Annotated in this window: 19 protein-coding genes; 12 read left to right on the top strand and 7 right to left on the bottom strand. The window is 46.8% G+C overall.

Annotated elements, in window-relative coordinates:
* Positions 1–27: 27 nt before the first annotated feature.
* Positions 28–1,692 (bottom strand): energy-dependent translational throttle protein EttA, encoded by a 1,665-nt coding sequence (gene ettA / locus BM021_RS00355; protein ID WP_090717371.1) that lies wholly within the window; start codon positions 1,690–1,692, stop codon positions 28–30.
* 136 nt (positions 1,693–1,828) lie between these two features.
* Positions 1,829–2,560: a pseudouridine synthase gene (locus tag BM021_RS00350; protein ID WP_090717369.1), complete on the bottom strand. Its 732-nt coding sequence runs from the start codon at positions 2,558–2,560 to the stop codon at positions 1,829–1,831.
* A 105-nt stretch (positions 2,561–2,665) separates the two neighbouring features.
* Here BM021_RS00350 and BM021_RS00345 point away from each other — a divergent pair, with 105 nt between their 5' ends.
* From BM021_RS00345 to BM021_RS00330, 4 genes are all read left to right on the top strand, one after another.
* A complete protein-coding gene (locus tag BM021_RS00345; RefSeq protein ID WP_090717366.1) occupies positions 2,666–3,118 on the top strand; it encodes a rhodanese-like domain-containing protein in 453 nt (150 codons plus the stop codon).
* Positions 3,119–3,296: 178 nt separating this feature from the next.
* Positions 3,297–4,277 carry a cysteine synthase A gene (gene cysK, locus BM021_RS00340; RefSeq protein ID WP_090717365.1) on the top strand — a complete coding sequence of 327 codons (981 nt, stop codon included), beginning with the start codon at positions 3,297–3,299 and terminating at the stop codon, positions 4,275–4,277.
* Positions 4,274–5,224 (top strand): serine O-acetyltransferase EpsC, encoded by a 951-nt coding sequence (gene epsC / locus BM021_RS00335; RefSeq protein WP_090717363.1) that lies wholly within the window; start codon positions 4,274–4,276, stop codon positions 5,222–5,224. The genes cysK and epsC overlap by 4 nt, the downstream gene beginning before the upstream one ends.
* 34 nt (positions 5,225–5,258) lie before the next feature.
* On the top strand, positions 5,259–5,666 hold the full coding sequence (locus tag BM021_RS00330) for a GlcG/HbpS family heme-binding protein (protein ID WP_090717360.1): 408 nt from the start codon (positions 5,259–5,261) through the stop codon (positions 5,664–5,666).
* A gap of 30 nt (positions 5,667–5,696) precedes the next feature.
* Here the strand turns inward: BM021_RS00330 and BM021_RS00325 are convergent, their stop codons facing one another.
* The 5 genes from BM021_RS00325 to cysB form a co-directional block, all read right to left on the bottom strand.
* Entirely contained in the window at positions 5,697–6,191 is a 495-nt protein-coding gene (locus BM021_RS00325) for a DUF2165 family protein (RefSeq protein ID WP_090717358.1), read from the bottom strand.
* 126 nt (positions 6,192–6,317) lie between these two features.
* Positions 6,318–7,193 carry a Tim44 domain-containing protein gene (locus BM021_RS00320; protein ID WP_090717354.1) on the bottom strand — a complete coding sequence of 292 codons (876 nt, stop codon included), beginning with the start codon at positions 7,191–7,193 and terminating at the stop codon, positions 6,318–6,320.
* A 130-nt stretch (positions 7,194–7,323) separates the two neighbouring features.
* Positions 7,324–7,626 carry a DUF3293 domain-containing protein gene (locus BM021_RS00315; protein ID WP_256207691.1) on the bottom strand — a complete coding sequence of 101 codons (303 nt, stop codon included), beginning with the start codon at positions 7,624–7,626 and terminating at the stop codon, positions 7,324–7,326.
* A gap of 172 nt (positions 7,627–7,798) precedes the next feature.
* A complete protein-coding gene (locus BM021_RS00310) occupies positions 7,799–8,368 on the bottom strand; it encodes a c-type cytochrome (RefSeq protein WP_090717348.1) in 570 nt (189 codons plus the stop codon).
* An 83-nt stretch (positions 8,369–8,451) separates the two neighbouring features.
* Positions 8,452–9,402, bottom strand: a complete 951-nt coding sequence (cysB, locus tag BM021_RS00305; RefSeq protein WP_090717346.1) for an HTH-type transcriptional regulator CysB — start codon at positions 9,400–9,402, stop codon at positions 8,452–8,454.
* A 548-nt stretch (positions 9,403–9,950) separates the two neighbouring features.
* Between cysB and BM021_RS00295 the strand changes: the two genes are divergently transcribed.
* The 8 genes from BM021_RS00295 (at position 9,951) to BM021_RS00260 (ending at position 20,829) form a co-directional block, all read left to right on the top strand.
* A complete protein-coding gene (locus tag BM021_RS00295) occupies positions 9,951–10,181 on the top strand; it encodes a hypothetical protein (protein ID WP_090717341.1) in 231 nt (76 codons plus the stop codon).
* A 96-nt stretch (positions 10,182–10,277) separates the two neighbouring features.
* Positions 10,278–12,020, top strand: a complete 1,743-nt coding sequence (locus BM021_RS00290; protein WP_090717338.1) for a nitrite/sulfite reductase — start codon at positions 10,278–10,280, stop codon at positions 12,018–12,020.
* Positions 12,021–12,023: 3 nt separating this feature from the next.
* Positions 12,024–12,557 carry a DUF934 domain-containing protein gene (locus tag BM021_RS00285; RefSeq protein WP_090717336.1) on the top strand — a complete coding sequence of 178 codons (534 nt, stop codon included), beginning with the start codon at positions 12,024–12,026 and terminating at the stop codon, positions 12,555–12,557.
* Positions 12,550–13,248, top strand: a complete 699-nt coding sequence (locus BM021_RS00280) for a phosphoadenylyl-sulfate reductase (protein WP_090717333.1) — start codon at positions 12,550–12,552, stop codon at positions 13,246–13,248. The genes BM021_RS00285 and BM021_RS00280 overlap by 8 nt, the downstream gene beginning before the upstream one ends.
* 89 nt (positions 13,249–13,337) lie before the next feature.
* Entirely contained in the window at positions 13,338–14,243 is a 906-nt protein-coding gene (gene cysD / locus BM021_RS00275) for a sulfate adenylyltransferase subunit CysD (protein WP_177186259.1), read from the top strand.
* A gap of 130 nt (positions 14,244–14,373) precedes the next feature.
* Entirely contained in the window at positions 14,374–15,657 is a 1,284-nt protein-coding gene (gene cysN / locus BM021_RS00270) for a sulfate adenylyltransferase subunit CysN (RefSeq protein ID WP_090717328.1), read from the top strand.
* Between the two features lie 351 nt (positions 15,658–16,008).
* Entirely contained in the window at positions 16,009–17,223 is a 1,215-nt protein-coding gene (locus BM021_RS00265) for an EAL domain-containing response regulator (RefSeq protein ID WP_090717325.1), read from the top strand.
* Between the two features lie 99 nt (positions 17,224–17,322).
* The gene (locus BM021_RS00260) at positions 17,323–20,829 is read left to right on the top strand and encodes an FAD-dependent oxidoreductase (RefSeq protein WP_256207690.1); all 3,507 of its coding nucleotides are present in this window, start codon (positions 17,323–17,325) and stop codon (positions 20,827–20,829) included.
* Positions 20,830–20,977 lie beyond the last annotated feature (148 nt).

Below are 20,977 nucleotides of genomic sequence, written 5' to 3'. Positions count from 1 at the left end.
TATTGGTAAGAGAAGAAAATTTGACGATTACCGGCTAATCGGCCTAAACCGTATCCGTTTCGGTTTTGCGCCTTCTTCACCCAGACGTTTTTTCTTGTCGGCTTCGTATTCCTGGTAGTTCCCATTGAAGAAAGCCCATTGAGAGTCGCCTTCGGCAGCGAGGATGTGCGTGGCGATGCGGTCGAGGAACCAGCGGTCGTGCGAGATGACCAGTACGCAACCGGCGAATTCCAACAGCGCATCTTCGAGCGCGCGCAGCGTTTCCACGTCGAGATCGTTGGAAGGTTCGTCGAGCAGCAGCACATTGCCACCGGAAATCAGGGTTTGTGCCAGATGCAAGCGGCCGCGCTCACCGCCGGAGAGCTGGCCGACGATTTTTTGTTGATCGCCGCCTTTGAAGTTAAAACGGCCAAGGTAAGCGCGTGCAGGGGTAGTGTATTTGCCGACGGTCAGCAAATCGTTGCCGCCGGAAATGGCATCGAACACGGTTTTATCATTTTGCAGCGTATCACGTGCCTGATCGACATGCGCAATTTTTACCGTGGGGCCGATTTTCACTTCACCGGAATCGACTGATTCCTTGCCGGTGATCAGTTTGAACAAGGTAGATTTACCCGCACCGTTCGGGCCGATAATACCGACAATTGCGCCCGGTGGTACTTTGAAGCTCAGATTATCGATCAGCAGCCGGTCGCCATACGATTTCGATACACCGTTAAACTCAATGACTTCATTGCCCAGCCGTTCCCCGACAGGGATAAAGATTTCCTGGGTTTCGTTGCGCTTCTGGTATTCCTGCGAATTGAGTTCTTCGAAGCGCGCGATACGCGCCTTGGATTTCGCCTGGCGTCCTTTCGGATTTTGCCGTACCCATTCCAGCTCCTGTTTCATCGATTTCATATGCGCATCGATCTGCTTCTGTTCCTGCTCCAGCCGCGCTTCTTTTTGCTCCAGCCAGTTGGAATAATTGCCTTTCCACGGAATGCCATGGCCACGGTCGAGCTCTAGTATCCATTCGGCGGCATTATCCAGAAAATAGCGATCATGCGTTACGGCCACGACCGTGCCGGGGAAGCGCACCAGGAATTGCTCCAGCCATTCCACCGATTCGGCATCAAGATGGTTGGTCGGCTCATCCAGCAGCAGCATGTCCGGCTTTTCCAGCAATAGTTTGCATAATGCGACACGGCGTTTCTCGCCGCCGGAAAGATGCTTGATCGTCGCATCCCACTGCGGCAAACGCAGCGCATCGGCGGCAATTTCCATCTGATTCGCAGTATCGCTGCCGGCGGTAGCGATAATGGCTTCCAGACGTGCCTGTTCTTCAGCTAATGCATCGAAATCAGCGCCTTCCTCGGCATAAGCTGCATACACTTCATCCAGCCTTTTCTGTGCTTGCATGACTTCGCCCATGCCTTCTTCCACTTCCTGACGCACGGAGTGTTCCGGATTCAGTTGCGGTTCCTGCGGCAGATAGCCGATGCGGATATTGGGCAGGCGCTGCACTTCACCGTCAAACTCCCTGTCCGCACCAGCCATGATGCGCAGTACGGTGGATTTACCGGAACCATTCAATCCCAGCAAACCGATCTTGGCGCCGGGGAAAAAACTGAGCGATATATCTTTGATAATTTGGCGCTTAGGAGGAACCATTTTGCTCACGCGGAGCATCGACATAACATATTGAGCCATGAGTCTGTTTTGTTAAATAAGAAGAAAAAATTAGAAAATCTTAAAGGCGAAGAGTTTAACGCACGTTTCCCGGCAATGAAAGCCAGACAGTATGGGTTTGATCAGCTGTCGATGTGCGCAATATTAAGAAACACCATCAAAACTTCTCGCTATCATCCAGATAACGCCATTGTCCTTCCGGTAAATTACCCAGCTTCACTTTACCGATACGCACCCGCTTCAAGCCAGTCACTTTCAAATTGACCAGTTCGCACATGCGGCGGATCTGGCGCTTCTTACCCTCAAACAGGATAAATCGCAGTTGATCCTGATTTTGCCAGCTTACTTGGGCTGGTTTTAAAGCTTGGCCATCCAGACTCAAGCCGTGATTCAGCAATGCAAGTTTTGCCGCCGGCAAAGGGCCTTCGACTCGCACTAAGTATTCTTTTTCAATGTCGGAGTTTTTGCCGATCAGTTGTTTCGCGATGCGACCATCCTGCGTCAGCACCAGCAAGCCCTGCGAGTCGATATCCAATCGCCCGGCGGGAGCGAGATTTTTTAAATGCGTTGGCTGAAAGCGCTTGGCAGGTTGTTTTGGGACAAACTGATTTTCCGGCTTGATCAACATAACTGCCGGTTGATAACCCGGCTCTGGCTGCCCGGACACATAGCCGATGGGCTTGTTGAGTAATATCGTAACCAAACTTGTCTGCTGCACCTGCGCCGCTTTGTTCAACTGGATTTTCTGCGTCGGATAAATTTTGGTGCCCAGCTCGGAAATCTGCACACCATCGACAAACACCCAGCCCAGTTCAATATAGCGATCCGCTTCCCGGCGGGAACATATTCCTTGTTCAGACATTAACTTGGATAAGCGAATTTTTTCCATGAAGCGCTATAATATTGGAAATACAAGGAATGAATGTGAAGTTGGGATTACCGATATTATAAAGTAATCAATCAATCGCTTTATTAACATCAGCAGGATTAATTTATGGAAACTATCGCAGCAATACTGGAAAAAGCGCAGCAACGTGCACAAGAGATGGGTCTTCCGTACAAAGGAGCGCTGCTTCCCATCGAAGCTTATCGAATCTTGCAAGAATCTGCTCAGGCACAGTTGGTGGATGTTCGCTCACATGCAGAACTCGACTGGGTTGGACGCATTCCCGGTGCGACAGAAATCGAATTGCGCTCATACCCTGGCATGCAGCCCAATCCTGGGTTTCTCGACCAGCTAAGTGGACAAGTGGATAAAAAATTACCGGTTCTATTCATTTGCCGTAGCGGCGCACGTTCGAGTCAAGCCGCTGCAATGGCCGGCGCAGCTGATTTCACCGATTGTTACAATATCCTGGAAGGTTTTGAAGGGGATAAAGATGAACGCGGCCATCGCGGTAAATTGTCCGGGTGGAAAGCGGCTGGGCTGCCTTGGGTGCAGAGTTAAAGAAACTCCGCGTTCACCTTACTCATATTTAATAAATTCAAAGCAAAGGAATGCGCTATAGTGAATTTTATGTTCTGGCATGGCCTTGTTAAATAGCGCCAAAGTCGGCAATTTTTGCCATCGATTAGAAAAAGATTGACGATGTGTCTGAATTCGCATCGCAGAGAAAAGGAGATTCATGTCAAATTGGTTTGAAGATAATTCATTATCTGTTGGGCGCACTCCGTTAGTGCGTCTTAACCGGGTCACAGATGGAGCATCTGCGGTCGTATTGGGAAAAATTGAAGGGCGTAATCCGGCTTACTCAGTTAAATGCCGCATTGGTGTAGCGATGATCGATGATGCTGAGTGTAAGGGGTTACTGGGCCCTGGAAAAGAAATCGTCGAGCCGACCAGCGGCAATACCGGCATTGCACTGGCTTTTGTAGCGGCGGCACGGGGCATCCCGCTGACTTTGACAATGCCGGAAACGATGAGTGTGGAACGGCGCAAGTTGCTGGTGGCATTGGGCGCAAAGCTAGAGTTAACCGAAGGCGCGCGCGGGATGAACGGTGCCTTGGCCAAAGCGGATGAGATTGTTGCTTCTAATCCAGGCCGCTATGTGTTGCTGCAGCAGTTCAAGAATCCAGCCAATCCGGCAATTCATGAAAAAACCACCGGTCCGGAAATATGGAATGATACGGATGGCGCTATCGATATTCTGGTCGCAGGCGTAGGAACGGGTGGCACAATTACGGGTGTTTCTCGTTATATCAAGAAAATCAAGGGAAAAGTCATTACCTCAGTTGCTGTTGAGCCATCGGCCAGTGCAGTGCTGTCTCAAAAGCGCGCAGGTGTGCCTCTGGCGCCTGGCCCGCATAAAATACAGGGCATTGGCGCAGGCTTTATTCCCGATAACCTGGATCTTTCCTTAGTGGATGAAATAGAGCAAGTTAATAACGAAGAGGCGATACTTTATGCGCGGCGTTTGGCGCGCGAAGAGGGCATTCTTGCTGGCATTTCCTGCGGTGCAGCAGTGGCGGTGGCGGTGCGCCAGGCGAAACGTGCGGAAAATGTGGGAAAAACTATCGTGGTTATTTTGCCGGATTCTGCCGAACGTTACCTGAGCAGCATTCTGTTTGAAGGATTGTTTGATGAACAGGGTTTGACTGCGTCGTGAATAATACCAAGAGGACACGCGATATTCTTCTGCGCACTACGCACCTGGATGTGGATAGCATTGTGGCTGAATTGCGCACTTTGCGCAGGGCTTCGCTGGAACGTCGCAACCGTCATGAAAGGCCACCCCGGCTGCCATCGCGCCGAATTCTGGCCAGCGTTACGGAAGGTTTGTGTGCAGCATTGTTTCCGAATCGGCTGGGTTCATCGGAACTGGCTGACGAAGGCATCGATCACTATGTTGGACATACGCTGAATATGACGCTGCGGGAGTTAATGGTGCAAATTCAACATGAATTGCATTATAACTCCGGCTTAGAAATTCTCAGCCATGAAGACCGTGAGCGATCGGCTGTCATTACGCAGGCATTTGCCAAGCGCTTGCCGGAGGTCCGAAGACTGCTGGAAACCGATATTAAAGCGGCTTATGAAGGGGATCCGGCTGCACGCAATGTGGATGAGGTGCTGGTTTGTTATCCGGGCATCATGGCGATTATGCATTACCGGCTTGCACATGTTTTACATGAGTTAGGTGTGCCACTGATTGCGCGCATGATTTCAGAGATCGCGCATTCGGTGACGGGCATAGAAATACATCCAGGTGCGCAGATTGGTGGTAGTTTCTTCATCGATCATGGTACTGGCGTGGTGATTGGAGAAACTGCAATTATCGGTCAGAATGTGCGTCTGTATCAGGCAGTCACGTTGGGCGCCAAACGTTTTCCGGTCGACGAGAATGGCGCGCTGGTAAAAGGCAACTTGCGCCATCCGATTGTTGAAGATGATGTGGTGATTTATGCCGGCGCAACGATATTAGGACGCATCACCATCGGACGAGGCTCGACGATTGGCGGCAATGTATGGTTGACGCGTAGTGTGCCGCCAGGCAGTAATATTACACAGGCACAGATGCGTCATGAAGTGTTCGAGGGTGGCGCCGGCATTTAATGGGTTGTTGATCTATTTCTTTCAGGAGCAAAATATGACTGTTAACAAATTAATCCTGACGCTTGATGACGCGAAGAAGATTGCTGCCGGCGCGGAAGCAGAAGCCAAACGCAATGAATGGCCGGTTGTCATCGCTATTGTGGATGACGGCGGTCATCTTCTTTACCTACAACGTCTTGATGATACTCAGTTTGGGAGTATTCATGTGGCGATCGAGAAAGCGCATGCAGCCATTGCCTTTCGCCGTCCGACCAAAATATGGGAAGAAAATGTTGTTGAGGGACAACTGCGTTATCTGAATTTACCCGGTACCTTACCTATAGAAGGAGGATTGCCGATTATTGTCAATAACCAGTTTGTTGGCGCCATTGGAGTGAGTGGTGTGCGCTCGTTTCAGGATGCACAGATTGCTCAGGCCGGTATCGATGCATTGACTTCTTAAGACTTTGTTTTGCCATCGGATTATGGTTTTTTATGGATGATTCTCCTCGTCTGTCTGAGTCAGATAGATGAGAACGATGCCAATAATCACTATTAGCCGGAACGCTGCTTGCTGTCCATTGGCGACTTCTGATTGCCACATCAGGAACCATTCGCCACCGATCGTCATAAATCCTGTGAACCAGAGAATAAAGCCCAGTATCAGTCCAAGAATGGCCAGTCCTTTAGCCTGATTGAATGCTGTGGGTTGCGTGATGTTTTGATATAAACGCAAGCCACCGAGCCCGCAAAGACCTGCAATGACAAGCTCGGTCAAAATGATAACTCCGTAAACGATATGATGAATAACTGGGGGTTCAATGGCGCGCCAGAGCCCTTTGTTATCAGGAAAAGTAGTGTCCATGGTCAGGACATGCTTGACGATGGCAAAGTTTGAGTCGTAATCGGTGAGATTGTTGAAGGCTACTAATGCAGCAAAGAGTGCGATAGACCAGACCAGCACAACTTTTGACAATCTTGTATACATGGTGCTAATAGGTTGGGTCTAGGAAGATTAATCACAGAATTTGTGCATATGGAGAAGCATGAAGAAATTCAATGCCCGGCCACAACAGTCAGGCCGGGCTAATGGTAACGTTAACGCGTGTGAGAACTAAGCGACTTGTTGGATACCAGCCAATAACCAAGTGGCGTTGGGGTCCTTGAGATCTTTTTGCACGTGCCAGATTTCATCAAACGCTTCCGGTTCACCATCTGGTAGATCGCGTAATTGGCCGGTGAAGCGCACGCTTGCGATAGCCATATCAGGAGTCGTTTCAACTTCTAACAGATTGGCATCAATAAACATGACTTCTGTTTTTTGTTGGGCGCTGCCCCGTTCGTTCATTTGCGCCTGAATCTCTGTGAGCATTTCGGGGGTCGTGTAATCACGAATCTCGTTGATGTCGCCATGATCATGCGCAGCTTGTAAGCGGATGAACGAAGCTTTTGCGTTGCGGAGGAATGGTTCCACTTTAAAGTCTGTCGGAATGTTCGGCTGACGATAGTTTCCGCTGTTGTCCGTGGTTTCAGTTCCTGCAGGGCCAGTCAATGGTGGTGTGTGAAAGCGATCCTGTGTATGGGTATTCATACCCGAATATTGCATCGAAGGCGCGTGTTCTTCAGTTTTGGGTTTGCGCAGCATGCGGATCACAAAGAAAACGATACCGATGAGTAACGCCAGAATGACGATATCCATCATATTAATATTTTCAAATGCACCGCCCATGAAGAGTGCAGCCAATAAGCCACCAGCCGCCAGACCTGCTAATGCGCCGCCCCATTTACTTCCACTGGAAGGTGCTGCTGCAGGTGCTGTAGTGGGTGATTGCTGAGGATTGGGTGTTGCCTGCTGCTGGTGCGGCTGGTTAACTGATTGGCGTTGCGTACCTATATTTTTGCCGCCACCAACGCGTTTTGCTTCTGCATCAAAAGCAAGCAATCCGAAACTGAAGATAGCCAAAGTCAGAAAAATGAGGGTTTTCTTCATCATTGTCTCCCAAGCTGTTGTTAAAACATTCAGTATAGCACCGGGTTTGCGTTAGTTGCTACACTGAAATTTTCGATATTAGATTAGATTGTTAAATAATTTCTCAGTTGCAATTCAGCTTGATTGTTTTTTAGCGCAGCAGGATCAAGCGAGGAATAGCATCATTGCCGATCCATACAATCGCATTCTGGTCAAATTGTTGTCCCAACAATTTAACGATATTCAGATTGAGTCCAAGCACAAAAAAACTTTTTTCTGTGGGCCATCTGTTGGCTGGGTCGTTATTCAGGCTCTCAATCATCGGATATGAATAATCAAGCAAAGAGTTCCTGAGCAATTCATGTGCAGCCAGATTTTCCTCATTACTTAACTGCTGGCTATAGGGATTATATGCGCTGATAATCGCTCCACAAGTCTGCTTGGATGTGGTCATTAGTTTTGCCAGGGGCTCGGAATACTGATCAATTTGTAAAATAATTGAGTCGGCGGCTGTTCCAACCTGATAATTTGCGCAGCGGTAATCCGCAATAAGATGTTTAGCAAGAACCGATTGGATCAAGTTATTTATACTTGTAACGGTGAGTCAAAAAATGAAGGGGCTTAAGTTAATGACTATGTCCATGGTCGCTATCTTCATGGCCATGCTCATGTGCTTGATCTTTGGCTGAACTAACGAGATGCTGATATTGCTCAGGCGTCATATTGCTCATTTTGAGGGTAAAAGCCACCATTCCCCAAATGTCTTCATCATCATGACTAAGACCCCAGGCTGGCATGGCGGTCATTTTCAAGCCATTTTTTATTACCCAGAAGTATGCTTTGGCACGATCCAGTTTTTTCTCTTGATCATTTATCGGTTCGCGCTGATGGAATACGGGTGCTTGTGGATATAAGCCGATCGAGAGTTCGGTAGGTTTCATGCCGGGCGCTAAATGACAAATTGTGCACATCGCTTGATAATGTTCAGCGCCTTGCGAGAGCAGATTTTCATCATCTAGCGGGGGTACCTTCAAGTCTCTGGAGCGTGCTTCAATGGAGCTGTCGCGCACCCATGCTATCAGCTTTTCAGTGATACCCCAGTGTTTTTCTGTAGCCGCGATATTGTAAGCGCCTGATCCAATAACGATGATTACCAGGATGAGTGATACTAATAATAGGCTAAGGATCTTTTTCATTTTCTCACCTCATCAAGTAATTGGATGTTATTCAATATCAAGCGGCTTCTATCGCGCTATAGTACTTTTAATTTTAGCAGGAATCAATTTGCATTCTCTGGCTCATCATTTTGATTGCTTTCCAACTTGGCTTGAATGGTGGCATGATCAAGATGGGGTGAGAACATTTCTATAAAATCAAAAACATATCCTCGTATATAACTGTTTCGGCTTATGCCGATGCGTGTCGTGCTGGGCTCAAATAAATGGCTGGCATCGATGGCTCGAAGGCCCTTATCGCGCTTGGGATCGAAAGCCATGTTTGCCAGTATGCCAATGCCTAATCCTAATTCTACATAAGTTTTGATCACATCAGAGTCGATCGCAGTCAGTACTACATTAGGCTCTAATCCTTGGTTTGCAAAGGCCTGATTAATTTTTGAGCGACCGGTGAAAGCAAAATCATAAGTAATGATCGGGTACTGATTAATCGCTTCCAGTGTGAGTTTTTTTAGTTTCAGAAGGGGGTGTCTGGGTGGCACAACGACACATCGGTTCCACTGATAGCACGGCAACATGACGAGCTCATGAAATTGCTCAATCGCTTCGGTTGCAATTGCAATATCTGCTTCGCCTGATGTGACCAAAGTAGAAACTTGCATCGGGCTGCCTTGCCGCAGGATGAGCTTGACTTTTGGGTAACGCGCGGTAAACCGTTTAATCACTGGAGGTAAAACATAGCGTGCCTGCGTATGCGTCGTGGCGATGGTTAGCGTGCCGTTGGCTTCATTGGTAAATTCCTGCGCAATTTTTTTTAGATTATCGGCATCACGAAGCATCCTGATGGCGGTTTTTATAATGAGTTGCCCGGGTGGAGTAACCTGTACAATACGTTTTCCATGGCGCAAAAAAATATCGATACCGAGTTCGTCTTCCAGCATCTGAATTTGTTTACTGATGGCAGGCTGAGAAGTATGCAGTTTTTGGGCAGCCTTTGATAAGTTCATATTCTGATTGGCAGTTTCACATAAATAGCGGAGTTGCTGTAGTTTCATCAATCACACCTGCTCATAATAAATGGTTATATAAATCTAACATAATATTATTTTGAATTATAGAAATGTGTTGCTATCATGCTGCGAGTCAAAAAGGGCAAATAAAATAAATAATAATTGTAATTGCACGATCTATCATGGCAAGTTTTCTGATCAACTTCATTGCACACCTATAGCCACAGGCGAGGATTATTAGCACTTACGCCTTGTGAGATCCTGGCAGTTAGGCAGTTATTTTGGTAATTTCTTATGGCGTCAATTCATAAAGACTTTTTGGATAGGTAGTGGTCGATCTGCATTGATATGGTTAAGACGATACAGTTAGGTTTTGGTAAAATAACAAGATTGTTATTCTGTTTGCACTATAGCGTAGCAGCATGTATCAAGTTGGTTTTTAATGTTGATCAGAAGATCAATGTGCCTAAAATTTGGGCAAAAGTAAAAGAAATTATTCTGTGTGTCAGGATGATAAGTGGCTACTGGGATGGTAAGTTGCTGATTCATTGACAGGCTTAAGTAATTTCCATGAATGAAACAAGGATTGATTGATGAGTACAAATATTGAGAATAAGCCCAAACAAGTCACATGGTTTAATGGTTGTGGTGGACGGATTGGTATTGTAGTTGGTGAAAGTGGTGAATATGCTTATATCGGTGTGGCATTGCGGCATGATGAAGATGATAATGTGAACCATATTATGAAATATGGTGCTAAGTTTCCATTGGATGCAGCATTATTGTTGCCTGTATCCAAATATTATTCCCAGACGGAATCTTAAAAAAATTGTTGAATTCTAACTAATAAAGATAATCCAATATAGTTTTGTGACATATCTTACTGAGCATCTTTGAACAAAATATGCGGGAGATTGAAAATGTATCGCTATGACGAATATGATCAGAAAATAGTGGAGGAGCGCGTCAGGCAGTATCGTGACCAAGTACGTCGGCGTCTTTCGGGTGAGTTGACAGAGGAAGAATTTATGCCGTTGCGGCTGCAAAATGGTTTGTATATGCAAATACATGCGTATATGTTACGTATTGCAGTGCCTTACGGCCTGATTTCTTCCAAACAAATGCGTATGTTTGCGCATATTGCCCGCAAATACGATCGGGATTATGGTCATTTCACAACGCGCCAGAATATTCAGTTCAACTGGCTTAAATTGGAAGATACGCCGGATATCCTGGCTGATCTGGCCACGGTGCAGATGCATGCTATTCAAACCTCTGGTAATTGCGTGCGCAATATTACATCGGATGAATATGCGGGCGTTGCACGCGATGAAATAGTGGATCCGCGGGCTTATGCTGAGATTCTGCGCCAATGGAGTACTTTTCATCCGGAATTCGCCTATTTACCGCGGAAGTTCAAGATTGCCATTAGTGGTGGAAAAGAAGATCGCGCCGCTATTTATGCGCATGATATTGGTTTGGGGGTAACTAAAAATGCGCACGGTGAAGTTGGTTTTCGGGTGCTAGTAGGTGGCGGATTAGGACGTACGCCCATGATTGGCACTGAGATTTGTGAATTTGTGCCTTGGCAACATATTCTGACATATGTGGAAGCTATCTTGCGCATTTATAACCTGTATGGCCGCCGTGATAATAAATACAAAGCACGTATCAAGATACTGGTCAAAGCCTTGGGAATTGATGAATTCAAGCGTCAGGTTGAAGCTGACTGGGCGGATCTTAAGGATGGTCCTGGTACACTGACTATTGAGGAGGTCAATCGCGTTGCCTCGTTCTTTACGGCTCCGCCTTATGAAACATTGACTGACCACGATTCCAGATTGAATGAATTCAAGGCGGATAGTCGCTCGTTCTCCAACTGGATGCTGCGCAATGTCAAACCGCATCGTGTTCCGGGTTATGCGATCGTCGTTTTATCATTGAAGAAACCAGGTAATGCGCCAGGTGATGCCACGGCTGAGCAGATGGAAGCAGTTGCTGATCTGGCAGATCGCTATAGTTTCGGAGAATTGCGTATTACGCATCAGCAGAATCTGGTATTGGCTGACGTCAGGCAAACGGACTTGATTCGTTTGTGGCAAGAAGCGACTGTACACGAACTGACCGCACCCAATATCGGTTTATTGACCGATATTATCAGTTGCCCCGGTGCGGACTTCTGCACGTTGGCTAATGCACGTTCCATACCGCTAGCAAAGCTGATTGCCGAGCGTTTTGAGGATTTGGATTTTCAGCACGATATTGGTGAAATAACGCTGAACATGTCAGGGTGTGTCAATGCTTGCGGACAGCATCATATCGGCAATATCGGCATCACGGGTGTGGAGAAGAAAGATCACGGGGAATGGTATCAGGTGTCACTGGGTGGTGCTGAAGGTAACAACAGCTCGATTGGCAAGATTATCGGCCCATCGTTTACCTTTAACCAAGTGCCAGAGGTGATTGATCGTATCCTTCAGGTTTATCTGCGTGAACGCATAGAAGCTGAACGCTTTATTGATACGGTGCGTCGTATTGGTCATACACCTTTTAAGGAGCATGTCTATGCGACAGATTTTGCGGCAGAGGAAGAAGAAATTGCCGACAAACATGTTGTAGTGCCTGCGCAATATGCAGCTCCTTATTATTCACCAAGATTCTAGTAAATGATTATCAAAAATAAAACAATTGTTGCCGATGACTGGGTTGTTCTGCGCCTGAGTGAACAGGAGTCAGCGGAAAATGTAACTGTTGCGCCAGGCAAAGTCATTGTTCCGCTGCAGGTTTGGCTAAAGCAGCGCGACGTATTGCAGCAACGTGCTGAAATAGGTGTATGGTTAGCCAGTGATGAGCGACCGGAAGATCTGAAAGATGTTATCGATAAATTTTCTGTGATAGCGGTTGATTTTCCGAAGTTTTCCGATGGTCGTGGCTATTCCATTGCTTATAACCTGCGCGCACGTTTGGGCTATCAGGGAGAATTGCGGGCGATCGGAGATGTATTGCGTGATCAATTATTTTATATGCAACGCGTTGGTTTTGATGCGTTTGCACCGCGTCCGGACCGTAAAATTGAAGATGCATTAAAAGGATTAGCTGATTTTTCTGAAGCTTATCAAACTTCTATCGATCGGAAACTACCATTATTTCGCCGCTTACAGCGTAAGGAAAGCTCAGCAGCAGGCTCAATCAATGAGTGATTTGCAACAAAAAATTGAGCGGGTTGTTGCAATTTTGACTGAAACAGTGCGCGATTATGCGCCAGTTACATTTGCAAACAGTCTTGGTGCAGAAGATATGGTGCTGACTGATATCATCGATCGGTATCAGCTCAATGTTGACATATTTAGTCTGGATACCGGACGCTTGCCGCAAGAAACATATGATTTAATGCAGACAGTGCGGAAACGATATAAAACGCCGCTGCGTATCTATTTTCCCAACGTCAAGCAAGTTGAAACCTATGTCGCTGAAAATGGCGTCAATGGTTTTTATGAAAGCATCGATTTGCGTAAAGCCTGTTGCCATATCCGTAAAGTGGAACCATTACGTCGCGCGCTACAGGGTAAGCATGCTTGGGTGACTGGAATAAGACAGGATCAGGGATCTACCCGAGTGGGTTTAAGAGTGTCTTCTTTTGATGTGGGCAACCATATGCAGAAAGTCAATCCATTGCTGGAATGGTCTAATGCCGAAGTTTGGCAATATCTTAAATACTATGAAGTGCCTTATAACAAGTTGCATGATAAGTTTTATCCCAGTATCGGCTGTGCACCCTGCACGCGCGCGATTACCCCCGGAGAAGATATCCGTTCTGGACGCTGGTGGTGGGAGGCATCGGAAAGCAAGGAGTGTGGATTGCATACCGGCAAAGTGATTCCCTTAAAATAGATGCAATTAATTGATAAATAACAGTGTCATGAGTAATTTTTTGAAAGCAGTCTGTGCAGATTTGCTTAGCTTATATGTTGAGAGAGAACATGAATAATCATTCCTTTACCCATCTGGATGCGCTGGAAAGTGAATCGATACACATTATGCGGGAAGTAGCAGCAGAATGCGCGAATCCGGTTCTTTTGTTTTCCGGTGGGAAGGATTCCATTGTCTTGTTGCGTCTGGCGGAAAAAGCATTTCGACCCGGGCGCTTTCCGTTTCCATTAATGCATATTGATACGGAGCATAATTTTCCTGAAGTGATCGAGTTTCGGGATCAGCGCGTCAAAGAATTAGGCGAGCGATTGATTGTGCGCAGTATGGAGGATTCGATCAAAAAAGGCAGAGTGGTGCTGCGCTCAGAAAATCAGAGCCGTAACGCTTTTCAATCGGTGACGCTGCTGGATGCGATTGCAGAATTCAAATTTGACGCCTGTATCGGCGGTGCGCGCCGGGATGAAGAAAAAGCGCGCGCCAAAGAGCGAATCTTTTCCTTCCGTGACGAATTTGGCCAGTGGGATCCAAAAAATCAGCGCCCGGAGTTATGGGATATTTACAATACCCGTGCCCACCCGGGTGAGAACATCCGGGTATTTCCAATCAGTAACTGGACTGAGCTGGATGTCTGGGAATACATTGCCCGGGAAAAGCTGGAAGTGCCCAAGATTTATTTTGCACATACGCGCGAGGTGATTCGCCGGGCAGCAGGCTTGCTGCCTGTCTCTCATCTGGTACAACCGCAGGCAGGAGAAAAAGCTGAGCATGTGACCGTCCGCTTTCGCACTGTAGGGGATATGAGCTGCACTTGTCCCGTGGAATCCAATGCGGTCAGTATCGATGAGATTATTGCCGAAACAGCGATGACGCGTATTACTGAACGAGGCGCCACGCGCATGGATGATCAGACATCGGAGGCATCGATGGAATTGCGCAAGAAAGAAGGGTATTTCTAGAAAATTGACGCATGAGCGAGTGATTATCGACTGAGAAGCACCGATTCAGTCTATCGAATCGATTTGCTTTCATATTCCGAACAGTTGCTTATATATTTTGCGGTGACACGAATTTCCAAAAGGTTTCCAAATGTCGGCCATTGAAAAAATTTCGCTTGATCAAATCGGGTTATTACGTTTTATTACTGCCGGTAGTGTAGATGACGGTAAAAGTACACTGATCGGCCGTTTGCTGCACGACTCAAAGTCTATTTTTGAAGACCAATTAACATCAATTACCCATACCACGCGCAAGCGCGGTGCGGAAGGTGTGGATTTATCCCTGCTTACTGATGGACTACAGGCCGAGCGCGAACAAGGCATAACGATTGATGTGGCTTACCGTTATTTTGCCACGCCTAAACGTAAATTCATCATTGCTGATACACCCGGCCATGAACAATATACGCGCAATATGGTTACCGGTGCATCGACTGCCAATCTTGCGATCATTCTGATCGATGCGCGTAAAGGGGTGCTCACGCAGTCTCGCCGTCATGCCTATCTGGCAAGCCTGGTGGGAATTCCGCATCTGGTGGTGGCGGTTAATAAGATGGATCTGGTGGATTACTCTCAACCGGTTTTTGAGAAAATTTGTAAAGACTTTGCTGCATTTGCTGAGAATCTCAGCCTGCGCAATGTGACTTATATTCCAATGTCAGCGCTGAATGGGGATATGGTGGTTGAACCGGGTGATCATCTCGATTGGTATCAGGGCTCCACGTTGATGGATTTTTTGGAGAATATATCGATCGAAGATGATATCAATCGTGAAGATTTTCGTTTTCCTGTGCAATGGGTGTGCCGGCCACAGACTAAGGAATTGCATGATTTTCGCGGTTACATGGGGCGTATCGAATCAGGCTCCGTACACGTGGGCGATAGCGTTACACTGCTGCCATCCGGCCTGAACTCACGTATCAAAGAAATTCTCGTGTACGAGGGCCCCATTGACGAGGCTTTCGCACCTCAGTCTGTGACACTGACCATTGAAGATCATCTGGATATTTCACGCGGTGATATGCTGGTGAAAGCAGGAGATTCGCCACAGGTCATTAAATTCTTTGGCGCTATGTTATGCTGGCTCTCTGAACAACCCCTTGATCCCAATCGGAAGTATCTGATCAAACAGTCGACTAGGATTGTTAAGGCAGTGATCAGTCGGATTGATTACCGTGTCGATGTCAATACCCTGAATCACGAAACAGTGAATACTTTAAAAATGAATGATATTGCGCATGTTGGGCTGAAAGTACAATTACCGATTGTCTGTGACGAATATGAACGTAATCGCGCAACCGGCTGCTTCATCATTATTGATGAAAGCAGCAATAACACAGTGGCAGCCGGTATGATTTCTGCTAACAAGGAATGAATCTAGGTGCAGCAGGACTTCTTAATTGACAATGAACTTGGATGAACAACCTCAATCACCCCGTTGTCAAAAAATAAAATATTCAAGTGCTGCTGTAACTGCTACAGAGCGAAAAAACAAGTACTGGATATTCTGAGGAAGGAGTTCTATTAAATTATATATTAAACAATATTCAAACGCTTATGATGGATGGCTTAAGACTACACAATTGACCCGAACCGATGCGCACGCGTCAGAATTTCCGGTAGTAATGCAGATCAGCATCAGAAGCCTGTAATAACCTATAGTAAAGGTAAGCTGAATATTCAGCATAATGGGCGTTGTTAAATAAGCGCTCAACTAGATTCTTCGATGGACAAAAAGAAAAATATACGTGTGCTGGTACTCGATGATGATAAATTCATGCTTGAGTTTGTCACTCACTTATTTAGAGAATTGGGAGTCAGTGAAGTACTCGTTGCAGAAGATGGCAAGGCAGGTTTATTTGTACTGTCAGCTCAAATCGATGATGTCGATTTGTTGATTTGTGATATTGAGATGCCAGGTATGGATGGCATTGAATTTCTGCGTAATATTGCAGACCAGAAATATAATGGAAAAATTGTATTATTCTCAGGCGTTGACGCTGACTTACTCAAAGCGATAGAACGTTTAGCAGTTGTGCGAGGGCTGAATGTCATCGGAACATTGGCAAAGCCAGTAATGATTGGATCTTTAGCAGCGATACTGGAAAAGCTTTCTTTACCCATTCATAAAACTGTTGATTCTTCCGCGATAAGGCAAATATTCGATGTGGAAGAAATTCAGCAAGCTCTGATTGCAGATCAAATCACAATATTTTTTCAGCCAAAAATTTCTGCTGCCAGCCGTCGCGTCACAAGTGTCGAATGTTTGGCCCGGTGGCATCATACAAGATATGGTTATGTTTCCCCTGATAATTTTATTTCGATCATTGAGCAGAATGGTTTGATTAATGATTTTACTCGTAATATTTTGAAGAAATCGGTTCAACAACTGGATTTGTGGCTACAGCAGGGATTGGATTTAAAAATTTCTGTGAATGTTTCGATGGAAAATCTGGATCGATTGAATTTACCAGAAATTTATCAAGAAGCGGTACAGAACTCGAATGTGCCAATTGATCGGGTGATCTTGGAAATTACAGAAGGTAATTTGGGAAAAGATTTTGCACAAAGTCTGGATATTTTAACACGCATAAGACTTAAAGGGTTTGGGTTGTCAATTGATGATTTTGGTACTGGCTATGCGTCAATGGAAACCCTTAAATATATGCCTTGTACAGAACTCAAAATAGACCGGATCTTTGCGCATAATGCCACTGAGGATCTCGCTACTCGTGTAATTCTTGAGTCGAGTATAAAATTAGGCAAAGCTTTTGGCTTGAATGTTGTTGTTGAGGGCATTGAAACTCAAGCTGACTGCGAGCTTGTCGCAGAACTTGGGTGTGATGAAATACAAGGATATTTTATTGCCAAACCTATGCTGGCCAATGAATTTACCCGGTGGCTCTCTGATTATGAGAAAAATAGGCTATCGGCTTATTGAGAATAGTTTTAATGTATCAGAAGGTTACATAGAAAAATAAATATTAAATAATTAATTATGACAAATTTAGATGCAGCGTTACACGCTCAGCAAGAGACAATGACAGCTTCACCGAATTTTAATTTCGGTTTCACAATTTCCGATTTTTATCATCGCAGTGGTTTGGTCAAGTTAGATCAACTATTTTTGGATTTTCTCCGCACCGGTGATGAAACGCTATATAAAAAGCTGGAACACGCGCGTGCACATCCCGATGACCTACTCCCCAAAGATGATTCTGCGCTATTGATTGAAATTGCGCCTTGGGTGGAAGATTTTATTGCCCGGTTGTTTAACATTGAGGCTGAGGTGCAGCAATTAGCTGCAAAGCATCACGAATTGGCTCCGCTGTATTTCTGCAAGCGTCAATTCGTGCAGCGTCGGGCCAAAGGAAAAGTTAGTGATGAAGAACTGGCTGGTATCGATGGCTTGATGCTCGAAAAAGAACTGGCGGCAGAATTTGGCAAATCCTTCTCAGAATTGGTTTTTGCTACGAAAGTGGCACAATGGATGGAAGCAGAAGCAGAAAATGAATCACGTCTGAATAAGGCGCTGCATTATGCTGCATGGGCATTAAGAACACCAGCTGGACAACAGCATACGCAGCAGGGCATTTTATTCAAGTCACCCGCCAAACTGGATTTCCAGCGTTTGTTGGCGTTGGAGACGGATGAATCGGCTGGCTACACAGTGCATCGGCTTGGGCATTTGCGAGAGCGTAACGGTTTTGCGCTGACCGATCCTGGCACTGATCTGGTGGGTGCCTTGGATGAAGCCAACTACTGCATCTGGTGCCATGAGCAAGGTAAAGATTCCTGCTCCAAGGGTTTCAGACAAAAGCCCAAATCACCGGATGAGCCGCCCACCTTCAAAAGAAGTGAATTGGGCGCTTTGCTGGCAGGTTGTCCTCTGGAAGAGCGCATTTCCGAATTTCACAAACTCAAGACGCAAGGCGTCGCGATAGGCAGTCTGGCGATGATCGTGCTGGATAATCCAATGTGCGCTGGCACCGGTCATCGCATTTGTAACGATTGTATGAAATCCTGTATTTATCAAAAGCAGGATCCTGTTGATATTCCTCAAGCCGAGACACGAACGCTAAAAGATGTACTGGCGCTGCCGTGGGGATTTGAGATTTATAGCTTGTTGACACGCTGGAATCCGTTGAATCTGCGTCGGCCGATACCGAAACTGACCACTGGCCGCAAGGTTCTGGTTGTTGGAATGGGGCCAGCCGGCTATACGCTGGCGCATCATTTGATGAATGAAGGTCACACCGTGGTGGGAATCGATGGGCTTAAGATCGAACCGCTGCCGGAAGAGATTTCAGGTGTCAATCAACGGGGTGAGCGGGTACCGTTCAAAGCGATTCGGCATGCCAGCACGCTGGAAGAGAATCTGGATCAGCGCATGCCGGTTGGTTTTGGCGGGGTGGCAGAATACGGGATTACCGTGCGCTGGAATAAGAACTTTCTGAAAATGATCCGTCTGTTATTGGAGCGCAGGGAAGAATTCGCGTTGTTTGGGGGGGTGCGTTTTGGTGGCACCTTGACGACAGATGACGCATTTGCCATGGGATTTGATCATGTGGCTTTGGCAGCGGGCGCTGGACGTCCAACCATTCTGGATTTACCGAATGGATTGGCGCGCGGCGTGCGGGCAGCATCGGATTTTCTGATGGGATTGCAATTAACCGGCGCCGCGCAGAGTGATTCCATCGCAAACATGCAGTTGCGTTTGCCGGTAGTGGTGATTGGCGGTGGGTTGACGGCCATTGATACGGCAACCGAAGCACTGGCTTATTACCCGGTGCAGGTGGAAAAGTTCTTGCAGCGCTATGAAATTCTGACCGCTGTGCAGGGAGAAGATGCGGTCCATGGGATATGGGATGCTGAAGAAAAAGAGATTGCTGATGAGTTTCTTCGCCATGCGCGAGCAATTCGCGCAGAACGCCAGACTGCTGAGCGTGAAGGACGCTCCCCACGCATCATTAACCTGCTGCAATCCTGGGGCGGCTCAACCATTGCCTATCGAAAGCGGCTGATAGATAGTCCTTCCTATACGTTGAATCATGAGGAAGTAGAAAAAGCTCTGGAAGAAGGGATCTGGTTTGCTGAAGGGATGACGCCCGTGCGTGTTGATGTGGATGCCTGGGGACATACGCAATCGGTGAGATTTGCGGTGCAAAAACGCGATGAAGCCGGACAGTGGCATGATGCAGGGACAGTTGAATTACCGGCGCGCGCTTTGCTGGTTGCTGCAGGAACTCAACCAAACACCGTGCTGGCAAGAGAGGACGAGAAGCAATTTAAACTCAGCGGTCGTTATTTTGCGGCTTGTGATGAAGAAGGCAATGAAGTGCAACCCGCATACGCTAATCCTAAACCTGAGACGCCCATGGTATTGCTCAGCCGCTACAGGGATGGCCAGGATGGTCGCTTCATCAGCTTCTTCGGCGATTTACATCCATCTTATTCAGGTAATGTGGTAAAAGCGATGTCTAGCGCCAAGCAGGGCTATCCAGTAGTGAGTCGGGTACTGGAACGAGTCAAGCCAGCGTTGGATCAGTCAACGCAGCAATTCTTTGCAGCATTGAATGATCAACTGCGCCCAACTGTTCATAAAGTGGAAAGACTGGCTCCCAATATTATTGAAGTGGTTGTGCATGCTCCGACAGCGGCTGAACATTTTCAACCGGGACAGTTTTACCGCTTCCAGAATTATGCAACCTTGTCAACAATTGTCGGGGACACGCGATTGGCGATGGAAGGTCTTGCATTGACCGGTGCGTCGGTGGATATTGAACGCGGGTTGGTCTCACTCATCGTTTTGGAAATGGGTGGATCTTCTAACTTGTGTGCGATGCTGAAACCAGGCGAGCCTGTGATATTGATGGGCCCTACCGGAACGCCGACAGAGATTCCAGCCGATAAAACCGTGGTGCTGGTAGGTGGCGGCTTAGGTAATGCGGTGTTGTTTTCTATTGGCGCAGCCGCGCGTGCGGCAGGATCAAAGGTGTTATATTTTGCTGGCTACAAAAAACTGGTCGATCGTTATAAGGTAGCCGAAATCGAAGCAGCAGCGGACATTGTGGTATGGTGCTGTGATGAATCTCCAGGTTTTAAAGCAACCCGCCCACAGGATAAAAGCTTTGTGGGTAATATCGTGCAGGCCATGGTTGCGTATGCCAGCGGTGAATTAGGCACGCAACCTGTGGAATTGGCTGATGCTGATCATATTATTGCGATTGGTTCAGACCGCATGATGGCCGCAGTCGGTGTAGCTCGCCATAATCAACTGAAGCCTTACTTGAAGGCAGATCATTTTGCCATTGGCTCGATTAACTCTCCGATGCAGTGCATGATGAAGGAAATTTGTGCGCAGTGCTTGCAACCTCATCAGGATCCAGAAACCGGAAAAATCACTTACGTATTTTCCTGCTTTAATCAAGATCAACCATTGGATCAAGTTGATTTTCCTGGTCTGGCCACGCGTTTACGCCAGAATACTGTACAGGAAAAACTGACTAATCAATGGATCGGGCGTTGTTTGAACAGCATGGGCTAAGTACCCAATCCATTCAGTTCACTCTTGAATAATTTCTCTGGAGATCAGATACACAAGAGTTGATCGCGCGTATGTATGCTTGCCACTAACAGCATAGCCGACCAAATCAGCATCATCAGTATGATTAAGTAGCGAGAAGATCAGGTCA

Origin of the sequence: Nitrosomonas sp. Nm166, assembly GCF_900112825.1 — a bacterium.
Taxonomy (GTDB): Bacteria; Pseudomonadota; Gammaproteobacteria; order Burkholderiales; family Nitrosomonadaceae; genus Nitrosomonas.
The sequence above is the reverse complement of the archived record's forward strand: the minus strand, read 5'-3'. Positions and strand labels throughout refer to the sequence as shown.

What these genes read in the sequence shown, in the direction of transcription:
- cysD (WP_177186259.1), top strand. Translation starts at nt 13,338, where the DNA reads ATGAATAATCATTCCTTTACCCATCTGGATGCGCTGGAAAGTGAATCG.
- BM021_RS00295 (WP_090717341.1), top strand. Translation starts at nt 9,951, where the DNA reads ATGAGTACAAATATTGAGAATAAGCCCAAACAAGTCACATGGTTTAAT.
- cysB (WP_090717346.1), bottom strand. Translation starts at nt 9,402, where the DNA reads ATGAAACTACAGCAACTCCGCTATTTATGTGAAACTGCCAATCAGAAT.
- ettA (WP_090717371.1), bottom strand. Translation starts at nt 1,692, where the DNA reads ATGGCTCAATATGTTATGTCGATGCTCCGCGTGAGCAAAATGGTTCCT.
- BM021_RS00315 (WP_256207691.1), bottom strand. Translation starts at nt 7,626, where the DNA reads ATGACCACATCCAAGCAGACTTGTGGAGCGATTATCAGCGCATATAAT.
- BM021_RS00310 (WP_090717348.1), bottom strand. Translation starts at nt 8,368, where the DNA reads ATGAAAAAGATCCTTAGCCTATTATTAGTATCACTCATCCTGGTAATC.
- BM021_RS00260 (WP_256207690.1), top strand. Translation starts at nt 17,323, where the DNA reads ATGACAGCTTCACCGAATTTTAATTTCGGTTTCACAATTTCCGATTTT.
- BM021_RS00290 (WP_090717338.1), top strand. Translation starts at nt 10,278, where the DNA reads ATGTATCGCTATGACGAATATGATCAGAAAATAGTGGAGGAGCGCGTC.
- BM021_RS00330 (WP_090717360.1), top strand. Translation starts at nt 5,259, where the DNA reads ATGACTGTTAACAAATTAATCCTGACGCTTGATGACGCGAAGAAGATT.
- BM021_RS00280 (WP_090717333.1), top strand. Translation starts at nt 12,550, where the DNA reads ATGAGTGATTTGCAACAAAAAATTGAGCGGGTTGTTGCAATTTTGACT.
- cysN (WP_090717328.1), top strand. Translation starts at nt 14,374, where the DNA reads ATGTCGGCCATTGAAAAAATTTCGCTTGATCAAATCGGGTTATTACGT.
- BM021_RS00325 (WP_090717358.1), bottom strand. Translation starts at nt 6,191, where the DNA reads ATGTATACAAGATTGTCAAAAGTTGTGCTGGTCTGGTCTATCGCACTC.
- BM021_RS00345 (WP_090717366.1), top strand. Translation starts at nt 2,666, where the DNA reads ATGGAAACTATCGCAGCAATACTGGAAAAAGCGCAGCAACGTGCACAA.
- BM021_RS00265 (WP_090717325.1), top strand. Translation starts at nt 16,009, where the DNA reads ATGGACAAAAAGAAAAATATACGTGTGCTGGTACTCGATGATGATAAA.
- BM021_RS00320 (WP_090717354.1), bottom strand. Translation starts at nt 7,193, where the DNA reads ATGAAGAAAACCCTCATTTTTCTGACTTTGGCTATCTTCAGTTTCGGA.
- BM021_RS00350 (WP_090717369.1), bottom strand. Translation starts at nt 2,560, where the DNA reads ATGGAAAAAATTCGCTTATCCAAGTTAATGTCTGAACAAGGAATATGT.
- BM021_RS00285 (WP_090717336.1), top strand. Translation starts at nt 12,024, where the DNA reads ATGATTATCAAAAATAAAACAATTGTTGCCGATGACTGGGTTGTTCTG.
- cysK (WP_090717365.1), top strand. Translation starts at nt 3,297, where the DNA reads ATGTCAAATTGGTTTGAAGATAATTCATTATCTGTTGGGCGCACTCCG.